Below are 17,054 nucleotides of genomic sequence, written 5' to 3'. Positions count from 1 at the left end.
GTCACAGTATTTGCATTATTCCAGAATTGATTTTGGCTTAACCCAGGGAGGGGACGCGAGGTCTTTTACAAACGCTGACACTCTAAAGGTTTACTTACCCACCTCAGCGGGAAGGCGCAGCGAAGCGCCTGCTCGTGGAAAAGAAAACTATTTTACCTGACTGACCGCGGTATCGAGATGAACCACCGGATTTTCGGCAAAAAGATAGCGGTCGGCATTAAATTCGAAGTCATCACTGGTTTCATTGAACAGCATCTGCTTGGTGTTCTCGAGGTGCTGCCACATCGCCACTTTTGCCGCATGCGGGTCTTTACGGATCAACGCCTTGAGGATCTGGTCGTGATCGTCACACCAGTTATCCACGGTACGAGAATCGATATGATCGTGCAGTTTTTTCCAGTACGGGTTGTGAACGCGCTGAGTCCACATTTTTTCGACGATTGCGGCCAGGGCGCTATTTTGGGTGGCGAGGGCTACCTGAACATGAAACTGTAAATCCCACTCGGAGTCGCGGAAACATTTTTCTTTACGCGCGTTATCCTGGATCTCCATCAGCTTCATGATGTCCTGCTTGGTCACCTGGGTGGCGGCAAACTCTGCGATATTGCTTTCGATAAGCTGACGGGCCTGGAGCAACTCAAAGGGACCATAGTTGGCAAATTCAAGATTCTCGTCCGGCACCGGGGAGTGTTTTGCCTGGCTGGAGATGACATGAATACCCGATCCTTTACGCACTTCAACATAGCCTTCGACTTCCAGCATGATGATGGCTTCACGAACCACGGTGCGGCTTACGCTCTTTTCATCCGCGATAAAACGCTCGGCAGGTAATTTGTCCCCCACCAGATAAACGCCTTGCTCGATGCGAGCTTTCAGCTCAGCAGCCAGCTGCTGATAAAGGCGACGGGGTTCGTTGATTTCCATATGCGCTCCAGGCAGGGTATGGCTAATGATTTGTTATACCACTTTTAGCTGTTTCTCTCCAGATTTGACCCGCAAAAAAGCCGCCCGGAGGCGGCCTTTTCATTGCCGGGCGGACCCGGTCTGTCTGTTTTATCTACCCGTGTCAGCGGCAGCGTCGCCGGGCAAAGACTACAGACTAACTCTGTGTGACTGGCCTTCCAACCGACTCTTGCAGCAACTCATCCGCAGATTTGTTTTTCAGCACCGTCCAGATAAGCACTGCACCCATCAGGTCGAAGACAGCCAGTACTGCGAACAGCGGGCTGAAGCCGATGGTGTCAGCCAGCGCACCTACCACCAGAGCAAAGAGGGTACTGGCGGTCCAGGCAGCCATCCCGGTCAGGCCGTTAGCGGTCGCCACTTCATTACGGCCGAAGACGTCTGAAGAGAGGGTAATCAGCGCACCGGACAGCGACTGGTGAGCAAAACCACCGATACACAGCAGACCGATAGCCACGTATGGGCTGGTGAACAGGCCGATCATCCCTGGGCCAATCATCAGCACGGCACCCATGGTCACCACCATTTTACGGGAGACGATCAGGTTCACGCCAAACCAGCGCTGGAACAGCGGTGGCAGGTAGCCGCCAACGATACAACCCAGGTCAGCAAACAGCATTGGCATCCAGGCGAACATGGCGATCTCTTTCAGGTTAAAGCCGTAGACTTTAAACATGAACAGTGGGATCCAGGCGTTGAAAGTACCCCATGCTGGTTCTGCCAGGAAACGTGGCAGGGCGATACCCCAGAACTGACGGGTACCCAGGATCTGCAGGACAGACATCTTCTTGCCGTTGTTGGTCTGGTGTTGAGACTCCTGGCCGCCAATGATGTAGTCACGTTCTTCATTAGAGAGTTTCTTCTGATCGCGTGGGTGTTTGTAGAAGATCAGCCAGGCCATAGCCCAGGCGAAGCTCAGCACGCCGGAGAGGATGAACGCCAACTGCCAGCTGTGCATCACGATAGCCCATACCACCAGCGGCGGAGCAATCATCGCACCAATAGAAGAACCCACGTTGAAGTAGCCCACTGCGATAGAACGCTCTTTCGCCGGGAACCACTCGGATGCCGCTTTCAGCCCCGCAGGGATCATCGCAGCTTCTGCCGCACCGACTGCGCCACGGGCCAGCGCCAGGCCGCCCCAGCTACCTGCCAGTGCGGTTGCGCCGCAGAAGATAGCCCATGTGACGGCGAAGACCGCGTAGCCAACTTTCGTCCCCAGAATATCCAGCACGTAGCCCGCTACCGGCTGCATGATGGTATAAGCCGCAGAGTAAGCCGCGATAATGTAGGAGTATTGTTGCGTGGAGATATGTAGCTCTTCCATCAGCGTCGGCGCAGCCGCCGCTATGGTGTTACGCGTCAGGTAGCCCAGCACGGTGCCAAGCGTCACCAGTGCGATCATGTACCAACGTAACCCTTTAATTTTACGCATGTAAAACCTCATCGTTATGTTATTGCCGCACCGGAGTACGGGCATCTCTACGGCAGGCGTGAGATGTTTATCAACGGGAGGGCGTTACCGGGATTACTCCCGGAACGGCCCGAACCTTGCCATAAGTAAACGTGCATAAGTCGGTATCCTTACCGCTGAGTCCGATGCCTTTGGCACCGTTAACGCAATCCGTCGGCTTATAATTTGCGACGGCGAAACGATAACTTGTCATACAGCTTTAAAAGGTGAGTGACATCACAAAAGTGTCAATATTTGTAAGGTCAATGTTTCCGCTCTGCCAGGCCAGAGCTGGCGCGGTGTTGAGCGACATTTACCACTTTGGACGTATATTATTTGTCGACGTTTATTGATCTAACTCACGAAAAAATCATCGGCCTCTGGAAATTGGTGTGATAACTTTGCAGCATCTGAACATCACTTTTCTGACGCACTCGTAAGCTCGTAAGAGGAAGACGATAATGACCCCGTTTATGACTGAAGATTTTCTGTTAGATACCGAATTTGCCCGCCGCCTGTACCACGATTACGCAAAAGACCAGCCGATTTTCGACTACCACTGCCATCTTCCGCCGCAGCAGGTTGCCGAAAATTACCGCTTCAAAAACCTGTATGACATCTGGCTGAAAGGTGACCACTACAAGTGGCGCGCCATGCGCACGAACGGCGTGGCGGAACGCCTCTGTACTGGCGATGCTTCCGATCGCGAAAAATTCGACGCCTGGGCCGCCACCGTCCCGCACACCATCGGTAACCCGCTGTACCACTGGACCCATCTGGAGCTGCGCCGTCCGTTTGGCATCACCGGCAAGCTGCTCTCTCCGGCAACGGCGGATGAGATCTGGAACGAATGCAATGAACTGCTGGCGCAGGACAAATTCTCTGCCCGCGGCATCATGAAGCAGATGAACGTCAAGATGGTCGGCACCACCGACGATCCTGTTGACTCACTGGAGCATCACGCCGTTGTCGCCCAGGACAGCTCTTTTGACGTCAAAGTGCTGCCAAGCTGGCGCCCGGATAAAGCGTTCAACATTGAGCTGGCGACCTTTGCCGACTACATGGCGAAGCTGAGTGAAGTCTCCGATACCGAGATCCGCCGTTTCAACGATCTGCAAACCGCGCTGACGAAGCGTCTGGACCACTTTGCGGCGCACGGCTGTAAAGTCTCTGACCATGCCCTGGACGTGGTGCTGTTTGCGGAAGCGAACGAAGCCGAACTGGACAGCATTCTGGCGCGTCGTCTGGCAGGTGAAAGCCTGAACGAACACGAAGTGGCGCAGTTCAAAACCGCGGTACTGGTCTGGCTGGCGGCAGAATATGCCCGTCGCGGCTGGGTGCAGCAGTACCACATCGGCGCGCTGCGCAATAACAACCTGCGCCAGTTCAAACTGCTGGGTGCTGATGTTGGTTTCGACTCCATCAACGACCGTCCGCTGGCGGAAGAGCTGTCAAAACTGCTGAGCAAACAGAACGAAGAGAACCTGCTGCCGAAAACCATCCTCTACTGCCTGAACCCACGCGATAACGAAGTGCTGGGCACCATGATCGGCAACTTCCAGGGCGAAGGGATGCCAGGCAAGATGCAGTTTGGTTCCGGCTGGTGGTTCAACGACCAGAAAGATGGCATGGAGCGTCAGATGACGCAGCTGGCGCAGCTCGGTCTGCTGAGCCGCTTTGTGGGGATGCTGACCGACAGCCGTAGCTTCCTGTCTTACACTCGCCATGAATATTTCCGCCGCATTTTGTGCCAGATGATTGGCCGCTGGGTCACCGCGGGCGAAGCCCCGGCCGACATCCAGCTGCTGGGCGAAATGGTGAGAAACATCTGCTTTAACAACGCACGCGACTACTTCGCTATTGAACTGAACTAAGGCCTTCTGAGGGTTGATATGCAATACATCAAGATCCATTCGCTGGATAACGTAGCGGTCGCGCTGGCCGACCTGAGCGAAGGGCTGGAAGTGACGTTTGACAACCAGACCGTCACGCTGCGCCAGGACGTTGCGCGCGGGCACAAGTTCGCTCTGCAACCCATTGCCAAAGGGGAGAACGTCGTCAAATACGGTCTGCCTATCGGCCATGCGCTGGCGGATATCGCGGCGGGTGAGTTTATTCATTCTCACAATACGCGCACCAATCTGAGCGATCTGGATGAGTACAGCTATCAACCTGAGTTGCAGGCTGAAGGCAGCCAGGCGGCAGATCGTGATGTCCAGATCTACCGCCGTGCCAGCGGCGAGGTGGGGATCCGCAATGAACTGTGGATCCTGCCGACCGTCGGCTGCGTCAACGGCATTGCCCGTCAGATCCAGAGCCGGTTCCTGAAGGAGACCAATCAGGCAGAGGGCACGGACGGCGTCCACCTGTTCAGTCATACCTATGGCTGCTCTCAGCTGGGGGATGATCACATCAACACCCGCACCATGCTGCAAAACATGGTGCGTCACCCGAACGCCGGGGCGGTGCTGGTGATTGGCCTGGGCTGTGAGAACAACCAGGTCGATGCCTTCCGCGAAACGCTGGGGGACTTCGATCCGGCACGTGTGCACTTCATGGTGTGTCAGCATCAGGACGACGAAGTGGAAGCGGGCCTGGAGCATCTGCACCAGCTGTATGAAGTGATGCGCCACGACCAGCGCGAAGCGGGCAAGCTGAGCGAGCTGAAGTTTGGTCTGGAGTGCGGCGGCTCGGATGGGCTGTCCGGCATTACGGCTAACCCGATGCTGGGTCAGTTCTCCGATTACGTCATCAGCAACGGCGGCACTACCGTGCTGACCGAAGTGCCGGAGATGTTTGGTGCAGAGCGCATTCTGATGAGCCACTGCCGCGACGAAGCGACCTTTGAAAAGACCGTCACCATGGTGAACGACTTCAAACAGTACTTTATCGCGCACAACCAGCCGATTTACGAAAACCCATCGCCGGGTAACAAAGCGGGCGGGATCACCACCCTCGAAGAGAAATCTCTCGGCTGCACCCAGAAAGCGGGCGCCAGCCAGGTGGTGGACGTGCTGCGTTACGGCGAGCGGCTGCAAACCCACGGTCTGAACCTGTTAAGCGCCCCGGGCAACGATGCTGTCGCCACCAGCGCCCTGGCGGGTGCGGGCTGTCATATGGTGCTGTTCAGCACCGGTCGCGGCACACCGTACGGCGGCTTTGTGCCAACGGTGAAAATCGCCACCAACAGCGAGCTGGCTGCGAAGAAAAAGCACTGGATCGATTTTGACGCGGGTCAGCTGATCCATGGCAAAGCCATGCCGCAGCTGTTAACGGAGTTTGTGGATGTGATTGTTGATATCGCCAACGGCAAACAGACCTGCAACGAGAAAAACGACTTCCGCGAGCTGGCGATCTTTAAGAGTGGTGTAACGCTGTAAGTGTGTTTGCCGGGCGGCACTGCGTTTGCCTGGCTTACGATAGTAAAAGGCCCGGTCACTGACCGGGCCTTTTTTATTAGCTGCGCAGCGCGTTTTTCGCCAGACGCGCGTCTTCAGCCTGACAAGCCGCGGCGGTAAACAGCACGTCAGTCGAGGAGTTCAGCGCCGTTTCGCAGGAGTCCTGCAGCACGCCAATGATAAAGCCCACCGCCACCACCTGCATGGCCACCTCATTCGGGATACCGAACATATTACAGGCCAGCGGGATCAGCAGCAGCGAACCGCCTGCCACACCCGATGCGCCACAGGCGCACAGCGATGCCACGACGCTCAACAGCAGCGCAGTAAGCAGATCCACAGGGATACCCAGGGTATGCACCGCCGCTAAGGTCAGCACGGTGATGGTGATCGCCGCACCTGCCATATTGACGGTCGCACCCAGCGGAATGGAGACGGAGTAAGTATCACGATCCAGGTTCAGCTTCTCGGCCAGCGCCATGTTCACCGGAATGTTTGCCGCAGAGCTGCGGGTGAAGAAGGCGTACACGCCGCTCTCACGCAGGCAGGTCAGCACCAGCGGATACGGGTTGCGGCGGATCTGCCAGAACACCAGCAGCGGGTTGATCACCAGCGCCACCAGCAGCATACAGCCGACAAGCACAACCAGCAGCTGCGCGTAGCCCCACAGCGCGTCAAAACCGGTCGTCGCCAGGGTGGAGGAGACCAGGCCGAAGATCCCGATGGGCGCAAAGCGGATCACCAGTTTCACCATAAAGGTCACCGCGTTGGACATATCGTTCACCAGGTTTTTGGTGGTCTCGTTACCGTGGCGAAGCGCGAAGCCCAGACCAATCGCCCAGACCAGGATGCCGATGTAGTTTCCGTTCATCAGTGCCGTGATGGGGTTGGATACCATGCTCATCAACAGGCCGCGCAGCACTTCCACAATGCCGGACGGTGGTGTGATATCACCGGCCGCGCTGGTCAGATGCAGCGTGGATGGGAACAGGAAGCTAAATACCACCGCCGTCAGCGCGGCAGAGAAGGTGCCCAGAAGATACAGGAAGAGAATAGGGCGAATGTTAGTTTTTTGTCCGTGTTGGTGGTTGGCAATCGACGCCATCACCAACATCAGCACCAGTACCGGCGCGACGGCTTTCAGTGCGCCAACGAACAGGGTGCCGAGCAGTCCCGTGGCTTCAGCAGCAGGTTTTGACACCATAGCCAGCAGAATACCCAGTACCAACCCGACCAGAATTTGTTTAACGAGGCTGCCTTGCGCCAGGCGCGCGAACAGACCGCTTGATTGTGTGCTCATACGTTATTCCTGAGTGAAATTGCGTTCCATCCTGGATGTGCTCTTAGTCACATTTATGTCCGGATGTAAGTATTTGTTTGCCTGGTTGAGTATCAGGGAAAGCAGCGCAAGGCGGAAGAGTAAAATGCTGGATTTTACGTGTCACATCATATTTTTTAACTACTGCGTTACAAAAGTGTGTTCGCCCTCTCCCTGTGGGAGAGGGCCGGGGTGACGGCATCAGACCGCACCAACCCCCTTTACTGCATCTGCTGCTTCTTATCGTTCCGGTGGTTAACCCAAGCGTTGATAATCAGGGTCAGGACCAGGATGCCAAACACCACGCCCAGCGAGATGGCGATCGGGATATGGTAGAAATCGACAATCATCATCTTGATACCGATAAACACCAGGATCACCGACAGGCCGTACTTCAGCATGGTGAAGCGCTCCGCTACACCCGCCAGCAGGAAGTACATGGCACGCAGGCCGAGGATGGCAAACAGGTTCGACGTCAGCACGATGAACGGGTCAGTGGTCACCGCAAAGATCGCCGGGATGCTATCGACCGCGAAAATCACGTCGCTCAGCTCAACCATGATCAGCACCAGCAGCAGCGGCGTTGCGAACAGCAGCCCGTTCTTACGCACAAAGAAGTGCTCGCTCTCGATGGTGTCGGTCATGCGCAGATGACTGCGGATCCAGCGCACCAGCGGCTTCTCGCCAATACCGGTTTCGTCTTCCTTCGCCAGCGCCATCTTCACACCGGTAAACAGAAGGAAGGCGCCGAAGATATAGAGCAGCCATTCGAACTGCGAAATCAGCCAGCTACCTGCGAAGATCATGATGGTACGCAGCACGATCGCGCCCAACACGCCATACACCAACACACGACGCTGCAAAGCAGCCGGTACGGCAAAGTAGCTAAACAGCATCAGCCAGACGAAGACGTTATCCACCGCGAGGGCTTTTTCAATCAGATAGCCGGTGAGGAAGGCCAGCGCCTGCGGATCGGCCACCGCGCGACCCTGAGTGACAGAGAGATACCACCAGAAGGCAGCACAGAACAGCAAGGAGAGGGAGACCCACACCAGCGACCAGGCGGCCGCCTGTTTCATGGTCATGCCATGTGCGCCACGACGCCCCTGTAAAAAGAGATCGATCGCCAGCATGATCACGACCACGACTGCGAATCCGCCCCACATCAGCGGAGTACCGACAGTATTCATACAATTTTCCTTACGCGTAAAAAACAAAAACGGCTAGGGTCAGAAGACGATAGCCGTTGCGTTTTTTATGCATAGACCTCGCCTTCCGGCAAGGTCTCACTTACAACAAGAAAGGAATACGTTAATCGCATTCCTTTTTCGTTGCCCGGCGACCGGATGCGGTATTAAACGCATCGTAATGACGATCCACCGGCAAGGAAGTTACTCCCCTTTGCAAGTAACAAAATATGTCAGGCCATTGATTTCGTCAATGGCCTGCACGGATTCATTACACAGCTTTACGCGGTAACTTCTGCGTTCAGGCCATCCGCCGGGAATACCACCCCCGTCTGACGACGGATCTCGGTCTGCAGCTTCGCCGTGGTACGGCTCACCGCAAGGCCTGGATGGTTCACTTCCTGGGTTTCAACCAGACGCGCGAACACCTCTGCCTCATACAGCATAGTGTTGATATGTTGAGGCTGCGTCAGCTCCTGGGCTTTACCGCCGCGCGGCACGTAGCTCAGCTTCTGGCACTCGGAGATTTTCTCGATCACCAGCGAGCCGTTCTCGCCCTGGATTTCACTCGGCAGCACCGAATCGCTCACCTTGGAGTGCTGCAGCGTGACGCTGAAATCCCCGTAGTCCAGCACCACCAGACCGTGGGCATCCACGCCGCTCTCCAGCAGGCTGGCAGTAGCCTGAACCCGGTGCGGCTCGCCCCACAGCGCGACCGCCGAGGCCAGGCAGTAGAAGCCGATGTCCATAATCGAGCCATTAGAGAAGGCCGGATTAAAGGTGTTCGGATTCTCGCCGTCGAGATAACGCTGATAGCGTGACGAATACTGGCAGTAGTTAATAAAGGCTTTGCGCATGCGGCCCAGTTTGGGCAGCGACTGTTGCAGCAGCAGGAAATTGGGCAGGCTGGCGGTTTTGAAAGCTTCGAACAGCACCACCTGATTTTCCCGCGCCAGCTGAATGGCGGCTTCTACCTCATCGATATTCGAGGCCAGCGGTTTCTCGCAAATCACATGTTTTTTGTGGCTGAGGAACAGCGTCGTCTGCGGGAAATGCAGTGAATTTGGGCTGGCAATATAGACCGCGTCGATGGCATCGCTTTGCGCCATCGCCTCCAGAGAGGTAAACAGATGCTCGACGAGATAGTCGTTAGCAAAGGCCTGCGCCTGTTCAAGGCTGCGGGAATAGACTGCGGTAAGTTTATATTTGCCGGTCTCATGGGCGGCATCGACGAACTGACGCGTGATCCAGTTCGTCCCAATGACTGCGAAACGTATCATAAACGTTCACGAACTCCGTTGCTGGGAACCTGTTGCCACTGTAGCACGTGATAATGACAAAACTTGTGCGCTATAGCGATAAATGCGTCAGCCACAGGCGAGTATCAAACTCCAGCTGGTGGTATTGCGGCTCCATATGACAGCACAGGGAGTAGAACGCCTTGTCGTGTTCTTTCTCTTTCAGATGCGCCAGCTCGTGAACCACAATCATGCGCAAAAAGGCTTCCGGCGCGTTGCGGAACACGGTCGCCACGCGGATCTCGGCTTTGGCTTTCAGTTTGCCGCCCTGCACGCGGGAGATGGCGGTATGCAGACCCAGCGCGTTTTTCAGCACGTGGATTTTGTTGTCGTACATCACCTTGTTGATCGGGGGCGCGCTCTTCAGATATCGGTTTTTCAGATCCTGCGTATACTGCCAGAGGGCTTTATCGGTCGCGAAATCGTGGGTTCCCGGATAGCGTTTTTCCAGCACCGCCCCCAGTTTTTGCTCGGCAATCAAGGTGCGGACCTGGGAAAGCAGATGCTCCGGGTAGCCCTGGAGATAAGTCAGCTGGTTCATTAACGCCCCAAAATAATGTGAAAACAGGTATGCCCCTCATCCTTCACATTGCCTCTGTGTTGGCTGCGTCTGCTCACCCCTTTCACTGACTTGTGTCAGCGCCCGGGGATCCTCAGACTTGCTGCTTTAATGCAACGTGAATGATTTTGGGTATATACTCTCGCACCCTTTTCAGGGATAACGCCGAAATTTTACCATTCAGGAGGGCCGATGAGCCACTTAGACAACGGTTTCCGTTCACTCGACTTAAAACGTTTCCCGGAAACGGACGACGTTAACCCGCTTCAGGCGTGGGAAGCGGCGGATGAATATCTGCTGCAACAGTTGGATGACACTGAAATCAGCGGCCCGGTTCTGATCCTGAATGATGCTTTTGGCGCATTGGGTTGTGCGCTGGCCGAACATACGCCCTACAGCATCGGTGACTCCTATTTGAGCGAGCTGGCAACGCGCGAGAATTTACGCCACAACGATATCGCTGAATCCAGCGTTAAGTTCCTCGACAGCACCGCGGAATACCCGCAGGCGCCGGGCGTCGTGCTGATTAAGATCCCAAAAACCATGGCGCTGCTGGAGCAGCAACTGCGTGCGCTGCGTAAGGTAGTAACGCCAGAGACGCGCATTATTGCCGGTGCCAAAGCGCGCGATATCCACACCTCGACGATTGCGCTGTTCGAGAAAGTGCTGGGGCCAACCACCACCACTCTGGCGTGGAAAAAAGCGCGCCTGATCAACTGTACGTTTAATTCTCCAGAGCTGGCTGACGCGCCGGAAACCCTGAGCTGGAAGCTGGAAGGCACCGACTGGACTATCCACAACCACGCGAACGTCTTCTCTCGCACCGGGCTGGACATCGGAGCGCGTTTCTTCATTGAACATCTGCCGGAAAACCTGGAAGGGGAGATCGTCGATCTCGGCTGCGGTAACGGGGTGATCGGTCTGACATTGCTGGCGAAGAACCCGGAGGCCAGCGTGGTCTTTAGCGATGAATCGCCGATGGCGGTGGCATCCAGCCGCCTGAACGTAGAAACGAACATGCCAGAGGCGCTGGATCGCTGCGAGTTCATGATCAACAACGCGCTCTCCGGCGTGGAGCCATTCCGCTTCAACGCCGTGTTCTGTAACCCGCCGTTCCACCAGAAGCACGCCCTGACGGATAACGTTGCCTGGGAGATGTTCCACCACGCGCGCCGCTGCCTGAAGATCAACGGCGAGCTGTACATCGTGGCCAACCGCCACCTGGACTATTTCCACAAGCTGAAGAAGATTTTCGGCAACTGCACCACCGTGGCGACGAACAGTAAGTTCGTGGTGCTGAAAGCGGTGAAGCTGGGGCGTCGTCGGTAAGATTGTTTTTACCCTTCATCCTTCACCCTTTACCCCTCACCCTAACCCTCTCCCCAGAGGGGAGAGGGGACTGATCGGTGCGGCCTTTTCCTGGGGAGAGGAAACCGTTCGGTGTGGCCTTTTTCCTGGGAGAGGAAACCGTTCGGTGCCGCCTTTTTCCTGGGCGGGGAAACGGCTCGGGGCTATCTTTTCCCCCTCGCCCCTTTGGGGAGAGGGCCGGGGTGAGGGGAAAAATCAAATTTCAAGAGCCAGCGTCGTCCCCTGGGCAATCGCCCGCCTTGCATCCAGCTCCATCGCCACATCACACCCGCCAATCAGATGCACCGCCTTGCCCGCCTCGCGCAGCGGCTCAGCCAGATCGCGCTTCGGCTCCTGCCCGGCACACAGAATGACATGATCCACCGCCAGCAGCTGCGGTTCACCGCCGATCAGCACATGCAGCCCCTCGTCGTCGATCTTCTGATAACTCACGCCCGGGATCATCTTCACGCCGCGCGCGAGCAGGGTGGCGCGGTGGATCCAGCCGGTGGTTTTCCCCAGACCTTCGCCCGGTTTGCTGGCTTTGCGCTGCAACATCACTATCTGGCGCGGGCTTTTCGGCAGTTGCGGCCCTTCTGGCCGTAAACCGCCCACCTGATTCAGGCTGGTGTCGATACCCCACTCCTCGCAGAATTCCGCAATGTTCTGGCTGGTTGGCTCGCCCGACTGGCTCAGATACATGGCGGTATCAAACCCAATGCCGCCACAGCCGATAATCGCCACCTTGTCACCTACCGGCGCTTTATCGCGCAGCACGTCGAGATAGCTCAGCACCTTAGGATGATCGATGCCGTCGATCGCCGGGGTACGCGGGGCGATCCCGGAGGCGAGGATCACCTCATCGAACGTCATCAGATCCGATGCTTTCACAAAATGGTTCAGCCGAAGATCCACGCCCGTCAGGTCAATCATCCGGCGGTAGTAGCGCAGGGTTTCGTAGAACTCCTCTTTGCCGGGGATCTGTTTGGCGATATTAAATTGCCCGCCGATCTCAGCCAGGGCATCAAAGAGCGTCACGCTGTGCCCGCGGGCGGCGGCATTTACCGCAAACGCCAGTCCGGCGGGGCCAGCGCCCACCACGGCGAGCCGTTTTTGGGTGACGGCAGGCGTGACGGGCATTTTCGTTTCATGGCAGGCGCGCGGGTTGACGAGACAAGAGGTGACTTTGCCCACGAAGATCTGATCCAGACAGGCCTGGTTGCAGCCTATACAGGTGTTGATCTCATCCGCGCGACCGCTTTGCGCTTTGGAGAGGATCTCCGCATCGGCGAGGAATGGCCGCGCCATCGACACCATATCGGCATCGCCCTTCGCCAGCAGATCGTCTGCTACCTGGGGATCGTTAATGCGGTTGGTGGTCACCAGCGGGATCGATACCTTGCCTTTCAGCCTGCGCGTCACCCAGCTGAATGCCGCCCGTGGCACCGGCGTGGCGATGGTGGGGATCCGCGCCTCGTGCCAGCCGATCCCGGTGTTAATAATGGTTGCACCTGCGGCTTCAATGGCCTGCGCCAGCTGGACGGTCTCCTCGAAGGTGCCGCCGCCTTCCACCAGGTCGAGCATCGACAGACGATAGACAATAATAAAATCGCTGCCGACGCGTTCACGCACCGCACGCACCACTTCTACCGCAAAGCGCATCCGGCGGGCATAGTCGCCGCCCCATTCGTCCTCGCGCTGGTTAGTGCGCGCGGCGAGAAATTCGTTAATCAGATAGCCTTCAGACCCCATCACCTCCACGCCGTCGTAACCGGCTTCACGCGCCAGCGCAGCGCAGCGGGCAAAGTCATCAATCAGGGCGAGGATTTCATCATGGGTGAGGGCGTGGGGGGTAAAGCGGTTGATGGGGGCCTGAATTGCCGACGGGGCCACCAGGTTTGGCTGGTAGCTGTAGCGCCCGGTATGCAGAATTTGCAGGGCGATTTTGCCGCCCTCGTTGTGTACCGCGTCAGTCACGATCCGGTGGTGCGGCAGCTGTGCCACATCGTTCAGCATCGCGCCGCCCTCCATCGTCACGCCGGAGGAGGCAGGGGCTACGCCGCCAGTGACGATCAGCGCTACGCCGTGGCGCGCGCGTTCAGCATAAAACGCCGCCAGGCGCTCAGGGCCGTCCGGGCGCTCCTCCAGCCCGGTATGCATCGAGCCCATCAGCACGCGGTTTTTGAGCGTGGTAAACCCCAGATCGAGGGGGGCGAATAGCGACGGGTAGCGGCTCATAGTCTCTTCCAGTGTTAATTTATTGTTATGTGGTCGGATGAGTTACTAATTTAGCCAGCAGCAGCAGAAAGGTAAAAGCGGGATCGAATGATTGTGATAGATCTCAAAGAACTTTGCCCCTCACCCCAGCCCTCTCCCCAAAGGGGCGAGGGGGGAAAAGACCGCACCGAGCAGTTCTCTCACCTCAAAGGGGCGAGGAGGAAAAGACCGCAGGGGACGGTTCCTTCTCCCCTATGGGGAGAGGGTTAGGGTGAGGGGGAAAAGACCGCATCGAGCAGTTCCCTCACCTCAAAGGGGCGAGGGGGGAAAAACCGCAGGGGACAGTTCCCTCTCCCCTATGGGGAGAGGGTTAGGGTGAGGGGGGAAAGACCGCACCGAGCAGTTCCCTCTCCCTAAAGAGGCGAGGAGGAAAAGACCGCAGGGGACAGTTCCCTCTCCCCTATGGGGAGAGGGTTAGGGTAAGGGGGAAAGACCGCCCCAGGCAGCTCCCTCTCCCTAAAGAGGCGAGGAGGAAAAGGCCGCAGGGGACAGTTCCCTCTCCCCTATGGGGAGAGGGTTAGGGTGAGGGGGAAAGACCGCACCGAGCACCTCCCTCTCCCTAAAGCGGCGAGGAGGAACAGACCGCAGGGAACAGTTCCCTCTCCCCTGTGGGGAGAGGGTTAGGGTGAGGGGGATGCCCGCACCAGCCCCGGTGCCTGCCACATCGACGTGGTCAGCCCGCTGTCCACCAGCCCGAGCTGGTCGGCATACACCGCCTGCCATTTCTGCATCATGCCGTCGTACAGCTCCCGGTGCGCCGGATTCGGGGTGAACTCCCGGCTCCACTTCACCAGCTTCTCGCCCGTCGCGGCCATGTCGGCATACAGCCCGGCACCGGTTCCGGCGGCAATGGCGCATCCCAGCGCCGTGGCTTCTTTCACCTCAGGTACCCGCACCGGCAGGCCGGTGACGTCGCTTAAAATCTGGCTCCACAGCGCCCCTTTCGCGCCGCCGCCAGCAAACACCAGGCTGTCAAAATTGACGCCGGAAAACTGCGAGATCTGCGCCAGATTGCACGCCGAGACGATGGCCGCATTCTCTTCCAGGGCGCGGAACAGGGTGGCTTTATTGCACTTTTCCGGGTCGATGGAGAGGTTAATAAACGACGGCGCGGCGTGATACCACTGCTTAAAGTGCATCGCGTCAGAGAAGATCGGCATAACGCCGTGGGAGCCTGCCGGAACGCGGCTGGCCATCTCTTCCATCAGCGCATAGGTATCCATCCCCATCCGCTCGGCGATCAATTTCTCTTCGGCGCAAAAGGCGTCGCGGAACCAGCGCATCGTTAATCCGGTGAAGAAGCTGATCGACTCCGCCTGAGCCATGCCAGGGATAACGTGCGGGTTCACGCGGATGTTCATCTGCGGATCGGTACGCACCAGCGGCAGGTTGACGACCTGCTGCCAGAAGGTCCCGCCCAGCACCGCGGTTTGTCCGGCGCGGACCACCCCCAGTCCGAGGCAACCGAGTTGCACATCGCCGCCACCCATCACGACGGGCGTGCCTTCGCGCAGGCCGCTCTGCTGGGCGGCCGCTTTGGTGATGGCCCCCAGCACAGTACCGGTCTCTTTAACAGGGGAGAGGATGTCAGCCCGCAGCCCGGCCATATCCAGCAGTGCCGGACGCCAGTCGCGGGAAAACAGATCTAACATGCCGGTGGTGCCAGCATTAGAAGGATCGACGGCCAGCTCGCCCGACAGTTTCGCCGCCAGCCAGTCGCTGATCATGGTGATGGTTGCCGCTTTGCGGTAGATATCCGGGCGATGGTGCGCCAGCCACAGCAGGCGCGGCATGGCGCTCAGGGCCAGGGTCTGGCCGGACACGTCATACACTTCGGATTCAAAACGGAAGTTGTGGATCTCTTTCAGCTCGGCCACTTCACGGCTGGCGCGGGCATCAACGTTGGCGCAGGCCCAGATCGCCTCGCCGTTGCGGTCATACAGGACGATGCCTTCGCGCATTGAGCAGCAGGCGACAGACTGGATATCCGCCGCGCTCAGCTGCGCCCGCTCGAGCGCCTGGTGAATGCACTGGCAGGCCAGCCGCCAGTTAGTGTCGAGGTCAAACTCCATCGAGCCGGGGACGTTCTCCACGCTCAGGTGTTTCCACTCCGCCTGGCCGACGGCAATCTGGTTGCCGGATAAGTCGAAAATCACGGCGCGAACGCTGCCTGTCCCTGCATCTAACGCTAAAAGGTAACTCATGAGCTTGCCTCGTGTCAGGCGCAGGGCGGCTCTTATTTCGCCAGAGCCAGCACCGCGCGGGCTGTCGTCTCTTCCGTCACCAGGCCATTGATACGGCGACCGTTCAGTGCGGCATAAATCGCATCGGCTTTCTCTTCTCCTCCGGCGACGCCAACAATGACGGGCAGTTGCGCCAGTTCATCGAGGGTGACGCCCAGTAATTCCCGGTGGATCTCCAGCTCGTCTATCCGCTCACCGTCGGCATTGAGGAAATAACCCAGGATGTCGCCCACCGCCCCTTTACGGGCAAACATCAGCTGTTCCCCTTCGCTGATATAGCCGGATCGCAGTATGGTGGCGTCGCGGCGCTGGTTCACCGCGCCAATCCCGACCACGGCCACGTCGGCGGCGGTGGCGGCGAGGATCACATCCCGCACGCTGGTTTCCCGCTTTAAAATGCCAGCCACTTCCGGCGATGACACCCGCAGTGGGGCGGGGATCATGCTGATACTGCAGGCGGCATCCAGCTGGCCAATACCGGTCATGTAAGGCCCGACGCCGCCGGAAAGCGTTACCAGCCGCACCTGCTGAGAGCTGATAAAACCGCTTAAGTGCTGAATGCAGCTCATGGTGGTTTCACCAAATCCCACCGCCAGCAACTGACCGGGTTCCAGTACACCCATTAACGACTGCGCGGCGCCAATGCCTAAGCGCACGCTCATCGGCGGGGTGTTCAGGGCTGGCAGCACGCGGGCAAGCCGCAGGCCGAAGCGCTGCTGAAGCTCGGTCTCCAGCGCCAGACAGCCTTCGTAGCGGGAGTTGATCTGCACGCGGATCACCCCGGACTGTCGGCCCTTTTCCAGCAGCCGGGAAATCTTGAGCCGCGGTAATCCCAGCCGTTCGCCGATATCGTTCTGCGTCAGGCCGTCGTGGTAGTAGCACCACGCCACGCGCGCGACCAGTTCCTCTTCCGTCAGTGCCAGTCCGGCAAATCGTCCCTCTTCGGCAACGCGTTTCTCGCCCATATTTGAACTCTTATCAAAATTTAGATCATATGTTCGCCTCGCCGCA

The 17,054-nt window shown here is 57.8% G+C and carries 12 protein-coding genes; 3 read left to right on the top strand and 9 right to left on the bottom strand.

What is annotated here, in order from left to right; translation table 11 throughout:
• Positions 1-147: 147 nt before the first annotated feature.
• Both exuR and ABIE02_RS15340 read right to left on the bottom strand, forming a co-directional pair.
• Positions 148-924, bottom strand: coding sequence for a transcriptional regulator ExuR (gene exuR, locus ABIE02_RS15345; RefSeq protein WP_059307127.1), 777 nt, complete (start codon positions 922-924; stop codon positions 148-150).
• Between the two features lie 175 nt (positions 925-1,099).
• Positions 1,100-2,398, bottom strand: a complete 1,299-nt coding sequence (locus tag ABIE02_RS15340; protein WP_032614319.1) for an MFS transporter — start codon at positions 2,396-2,398, stop codon at positions 1,100-1,102.
• A gap of 479 nt (positions 2,399-2,877) precedes the next feature.
• On the opposite strand from ABIE02_RS15340, the gene uxaC reads away from it, so the two are divergent.
• Both uxaC and ABIE02_RS15330 read left to right on the top strand, forming a co-directional pair.
• Positions 2,878-4,290 carry a glucuronate isomerase gene (gene uxaC, locus ABIE02_RS15335; protein ID WP_032614318.1) on the top strand — a complete coding sequence of 471 codons (1,413 nt, stop codon included), beginning with the start codon at positions 2,878-2,880 and terminating at the stop codon, positions 4,288-4,290.
• 18 nt (positions 4,291-4,308) lie between these two features.
• Positions 4,309-5,796: a UxaA family hydrolase gene (locus ABIE02_RS15330; RefSeq protein ID WP_148569606.1), complete on the top strand. Its 1,488-nt coding sequence runs from the start codon at positions 4,309-4,311 to the stop codon at positions 5,794-5,796.
• Between the two features lie 76 nt (positions 5,797-5,872).
• Here ABIE02_RS15330 and sstT read toward each other — a convergent pair whose 3' ends face one another.
• The 4 genes from sstT to ABIE02_RS15310 form a co-directional block, all read right to left on the bottom strand.
• A complete protein-coding gene (gene sstT, locus ABIE02_RS15325; RefSeq protein WP_059307129.1) occupies positions 5,873-7,114 on the bottom strand; it encodes a serine/threonine transporter SstT in 1,242 nt (413 codons plus the stop codon).
• 239 nt (positions 7,115-7,353) lie between these two features.
• Complete coding sequence (locus ABIE02_RS15320; protein ID WP_032614312.1) at positions 7,354-8,322, bottom strand: TerC family protein; 969 nt, start codon at positions 8,320-8,322, stop codon at positions 7,354-7,356.
• Between the two features lie 278 nt (positions 8,323-8,600).
• Positions 8,601-9,599: a Gfo/Idh/MocA family protein gene (locus ABIE02_RS15315; RefSeq protein WP_077226326.1), complete on the bottom strand. Its 999-nt coding sequence runs from the start codon at positions 9,597-9,599 to the stop codon at positions 8,601-8,603.
• Between the two features lie 70 nt (positions 9,600-9,669).
• Positions 9,670-10,158, bottom strand: a complete 489-nt coding sequence (locus ABIE02_RS15310; protein WP_032614308.1) for a YgjP-like metallopeptidase domain-containing protein — start codon at positions 10,156-10,158, stop codon at positions 9,670-9,672.
• Between the two features lie 210 nt (positions 10,159-10,368).
• On the opposite strand from ABIE02_RS15310, the gene rlmG reads away from it, so the two are divergent.
• Complete coding sequence (gene rlmG / locus ABIE02_RS15305; RefSeq protein ID WP_144838469.1) at positions 10,369-11,505, top strand: 23S rRNA (guanine(1835)-N(2))-methyltransferase RlmG; 1,137 nt, start codon at positions 10,369-10,371, stop codon at positions 11,503-11,505.
• Between the two features lie 234 nt (positions 11,506-11,739).
• On the opposite strand, the gene ABIE02_RS15300 is transcribed toward rlmG, so the two are convergent.
• From ABIE02_RS15300 to lsrR, 3 genes are all read right to left on the bottom strand, one after another.
• Positions 11,740-13,761: an NADPH-dependent 2,4-dienoyl-CoA reductase gene (locus tag ABIE02_RS15300; RefSeq protein ID WP_204231515.1), complete on the bottom strand. Its 2,022-nt coding sequence runs from the start codon at positions 13,759-13,761 to the stop codon at positions 11,740-11,742.
• A gap of 659 nt (positions 13,762-14,420) precedes the next feature.
• A complete protein-coding gene (lsrK, locus tag ABIE02_RS15295; protein ID WP_336994967.1) occupies positions 14,421-16,004 on the bottom strand; it encodes an autoinducer-2 kinase in 1,584 nt (527 codons plus the stop codon).
• A 32-nt stretch (positions 16,005-16,036) separates the two neighbouring features.
• Positions 16,037-17,008, bottom strand: a complete 972-nt coding sequence (lsrR, locus tag ABIE02_RS15290; protein ID WP_032614299.1) for a transcriptional regulator LsrR — start codon at positions 17,006-17,008, stop codon at positions 16,037-16,039.
• Positions 17,009-17,054 lie beyond the last annotated feature (46 nt).

The sequence above is a fragment of the Leclercia sp. 1548 genome, from assembly GCF_050435045.1.
In the GTDB taxonomy this organism is placed as follows: Bacteria; Pseudomonadota; Gammaproteobacteria; order Enterobacterales; family Enterobacteriaceae; genus Enterobacter; species Enterobacter adecarboxylatus.
Note: the sequence above shows the minus strand (reverse complement) of the source record. Positions and strands in the feature narration are given on the sequence as shown.

Excerpts from the sequence above, each read along its gene's own strand:
- uxaC (WP_032614318.1), top strand. The coding sequence starts at position 2,878 with ATGACCCCGTTTATGACTGAAGATTTTCTGTTAGATACCGAATTTGCC.
- rlmG (WP_144838469.1), top strand. The coding sequence starts at position 10,369 with ATGAGCCACTTAGACAACGGTTTCCGTTCACTCGACTTAAAACGTTTC.
- ABIE02_RS15315 (WP_077226326.1), bottom strand. The coding sequence starts at position 9,599 with ATGATACGTTTCGCAGTCATTGGGACGAACTGGATCACGCGTCAGTTC.
- ABIE02_RS15330 (WP_148569606.1), top strand. The coding sequence starts at position 4,309 with ATGCAATACATCAAGATCCATTCGCTGGATAACGTAGCGGTCGCGCTG.
- exuR (WP_059307127.1), bottom strand. The coding sequence starts at position 924 with ATGGAAATCAACGAACCCCGTCGCCTTTATCAGCAGCTGGCTGCTGAG.
- sstT (WP_059307129.1), bottom strand. The coding sequence starts at position 7,114 with ATGAGCACACAATCAAGCGGTCTGTTCGCGCGCCTGGCGCAAGGCAGC.
- ABIE02_RS15310 (WP_032614308.1), bottom strand. The coding sequence starts at position 10,158 with ATGAACCAGCTGACTTATCTCCAGGGCTACCCGGAGCATCTGCTTTCC.
- ABIE02_RS15320 (WP_032614312.1), bottom strand. The coding sequence starts at position 8,322 with ATGAATACTGTCGGTACTCCGCTGATGTGGGGCGGATTCGCAGTCGTG.
- lsrK (WP_336994967.1), bottom strand. The coding sequence starts at position 16,004 with ATGAGTTACCTTTTAGCGTTAGATGCAGGGACAGGCAGCGTTCGCGCC.
- lsrR (WP_032614299.1), bottom strand. The coding sequence starts at position 17,008 with ATGGGCGAGAAACGCGTTGCCGAAGAGGGACGATTTGCCGGACTGGCA.
- ABIE02_RS15340 (WP_032614319.1), bottom strand. The coding sequence starts at position 2,398 with ATGCGTAAAATTAAAGGGTTACGTTGGTACATGATCGCACTGGTGACG.
- ABIE02_RS15300 (WP_204231515.1), bottom strand. The coding sequence starts at position 13,761 with ATGAGCCGCTACCCGTCGCTATTCGCCCCCCTCGATCTGGGGTTTACC.